We start from the raw sequence: 2,482 nt of genomic DNA on the forward strand, positions 1-2,482 counted from the left end.
GGCCGGCTTGAACCGGAACGAGTGGCCGGTTTGAACCAGAATGGGTGGCCGCTTTAAATCAGAATGGGTGGCCGGATTGGGCCGGAATACGCAGATCGTGAGCTGACCCCTTCTAGAATTCGCCCACCTCGCCATCGCAATCGGCCATCTATCCTCGATGCGACACAGCCTAACGGGTGGCCGCAAGGGCTGAAATCGACTCGTTGCAATCGCTCTTGCTTCCGGCAGCAATTTCCGGTTTGCCCCAGGAGCGGTCAGTCGCGGTCGCTCGGCCTTGAAACCCAGGGTGGTTGTTGTCGACCCGTTGCAGTCACAGGCACCACAAGATCGAGCGCCCGCTTCAGCCAGGTCAGCGGACGTTACGACTCTGGCCGTCGGTTCTGGTGGGAAACAGGGAAGGTCCGACCCCGCAGATTGCTCGCCGATAGCGATTCCGTGTTACGTCCCTTATTTACCCTGGCCGGCAAGGGGTCAGAGCAGACGCGCTTCACGCCGAAGTGAGGTCAGGGCAGGCCCTATCGCAAATGACGCAAATGTCATCCGTGGGTCAGCTTGTAGTAGGCGTCGGACCTCCATGCTGAAAATTAGTTGGAGGTGACACATGCTTGGATCTGAACACTTCGGCATGGGATGGGGCGGACTGGGCATGGTCCTGGTCTGGGTCCTGCCCATTCTTCTGATCGTCTTGTTGGTACGTTATTTCACCCGTGATCGCGAGGGAAAACGGGAATCCAGCGCCATGGAAATCTTGGAAGCGCGCTATGCGCGTGGCGAGATCGACCGGGACGAATATCTGAAAAGGCGCGCCGATCTGACCGGTCGATCCGGTGACGAAGCACGCTGCAAGACCTGAGGGCCGACTGGATGCGGTGGCGGAGACAGCGCGTCGATTCGCCGCTTGCGTCCGGGTCAGGGCGAACCCAGGACCCCCGCGATGTTAACTTTTTCCGTGGCCCCTCAACATCCGGTGCCAAGGGCCAGGCAAAAACGCTTTTAGAGAAACAACTCCATGAAGATGCAATGCAGAGACCTGGCGGAGCAAGCTCAAATCGCGGAGCAAACCGGCTGGAAAAGCCCGGCCCTAGCCAGAGGGTTCGCTATCACCGCCATCGCCGCTTCCCTCGCCTTCGCCACTTCCGCATTCGCCGACGATGCCCATCATCCGCAGCAAGCTCCGGAGCCCGGGGCCGTGCCCACCGAGCCGGCGGCACCGGCCGTGCAGAAGATGAAAGACAACCTCAAGAAGATGCAAGCGCAGCTCGACCGCATCGCTGCGGTGAAGACGGACGAGGAGCGGCAAAAGGCGACGGCGGAGCACATGCGGACGATGCAGGAGAACATGAAGATGGCCAGCGGCATGCGGGCCGGCATGACGGACTGCTCGATGATGGAAGGCGGCATGATGGGCAAAGGTGGCATGGGCATGATGGGCGGCAACTCCTCGGATGCCATGGCGAAGCACATGGAGCGCATGGAAAAGCGCATGGACATGATGCAGATGATGATGGAGCAGATGACCAAGTCCCCATCGATGCCCACGCCGGCCAAGTAAGGCCGCCGGGCAACTTCGTTGAAGAACCGCTGGCGACCTTCACCCGGTCGCCAGCCTTGATGGGGAATTGTCATGAACGATGCCGAGCATTCCCGCGGCACACATCATCACGAGCATCCGAAGTTCGATCTGCAACCGGAGGCCCCGCCGGCACCGGCCACCGCCGGTACGATCTTTACGTGCCCGATGCACCCGGAGATTCGCCAGTCCGAGCCGGGCAACTGCCCCAAATGCGGCATGACCCTGGAACCGATGCTGCCGGAGGCGGGGGAGGGCGAAAACCCCGAACTTGCGGACTTACGTCGCCGTTTCTGGTGGACGCTGCCGCTGACCGTCCTGGTCACCCTGATCGCCATGTCGGGCGGCCTGTTCGGCGCCGCCCGACCCTGGGTGGAGCTCGCCTTGGGTACGCCCGTCGTGCTGTGGTCGGGCTGGCCTTTCTTCGTGCGCGGCGTGCAGTCGGTGAAGAACCGCAGTCCGAACATGTGGACCCTGATCGGACTGGGCACGGGCGCGGCCTACCTCTACAGTCTGGTGGCCGCTGTACTGCCCGGCATCTTCCCGTCCTCCTTCCAGGTGGATGGCCAGGTCGCCCTGTATTTCGAGGCTGCGGCCGTCATCGTCTCGCTCACCCTCCTGGGCCAGGTGCTGGAGTTCAAGGCGCGCTCGGAAACCGGGGCCGCCATTAAGGCGTTGCTCGGGCTGGCGCCGAAGACGGCGCGGCGCATCCGCGCTGATGACAGCGAAGAGGACATTCCGCTGACCCATGTCCATGTGGGTGATCGCCTGCGCGTGCGCCCGGGCGAGAAGGTCCCGGTCGACGGCGTCGTCCTGGTGAGTACGGCCACCTTCCCTGATGGGTTTTTCCTCTTAAATCGTCAACTTGTATGAGGGAGAGCGGTGGGCCTCCCTCGGGGTGCTTGAACAACA

3 protein-coding genes are annotated in these 2,482 nt (G+C 62.2%); all 3 read left to right on the forward strand.

Annotated features, from left to right (window positions below; genetic code table 11):
* The first annotated feature begins 601 nt into the window (after positions 1-601).
* Positions 602-853 carry an SHOCT domain-containing protein gene (locus BLV04_RS24120; RefSeq protein ID WP_093038679.1) on the forward strand — a complete coding sequence of 84 codons (252 nt, stop codon included), beginning with the start codon at positions 602-604 and terminating at the stop codon, positions 851-853.
* Between the two features lie 156 nt (positions 854-1,009).
* A complete protein-coding gene (locus tag BLV04_RS24125) occupies positions 1,010-1,552 on the forward strand; it encodes a hypothetical protein (RefSeq protein WP_217633796.1) in 543 nt (180 codons plus the stop codon).
* Between the two features lie 72 nt (positions 1,553-1,624).
* Positions 1,625-2,443 carry a heavy metal-binding domain-containing protein gene (locus BLV04_RS24130; RefSeq protein WP_443080582.1) on the forward strand — a complete coding sequence of 273 codons (819 nt, stop codon included), beginning with the start codon at positions 1,625-1,627 and terminating at the stop codon, positions 2,441-2,443.
* Positions 2,444-2,482 lie beyond the last annotated feature (39 nt).

The sequence above is a fragment of the Thiocapsa roseopersicina genome (assembly GCF_900106925.1).
In the GTDB taxonomy this organism is placed as follows: Bacteria; Pseudomonadota; Gammaproteobacteria; order Chromatiales; family Chromatiaceae; genus Thiocapsa; species Thiocapsa roseopersicina.

Excerpts from the sequence above, each read along its gene's own strand:
- BLV04_RS24120 (WP_093038679.1), top strand. The coding sequence starts at position 602 with ATGCTTGGATCTGAACACTTCGGCATGGGATGGGGCGGACTGGGCATG.
- BLV04_RS24130 (WP_443080582.1), top strand. The coding sequence starts at position 1,625 with ATGAACGATGCCGAGCATTCCCGCGGCACACATCATCACGAGCATCCG.
- BLV04_RS24125 (WP_217633796.1), top strand. The coding sequence starts at position 1,010 with ATGAAGATGCAATGCAGAGACCTGGCGGAGCAAGCTCAAATCGCGGAG.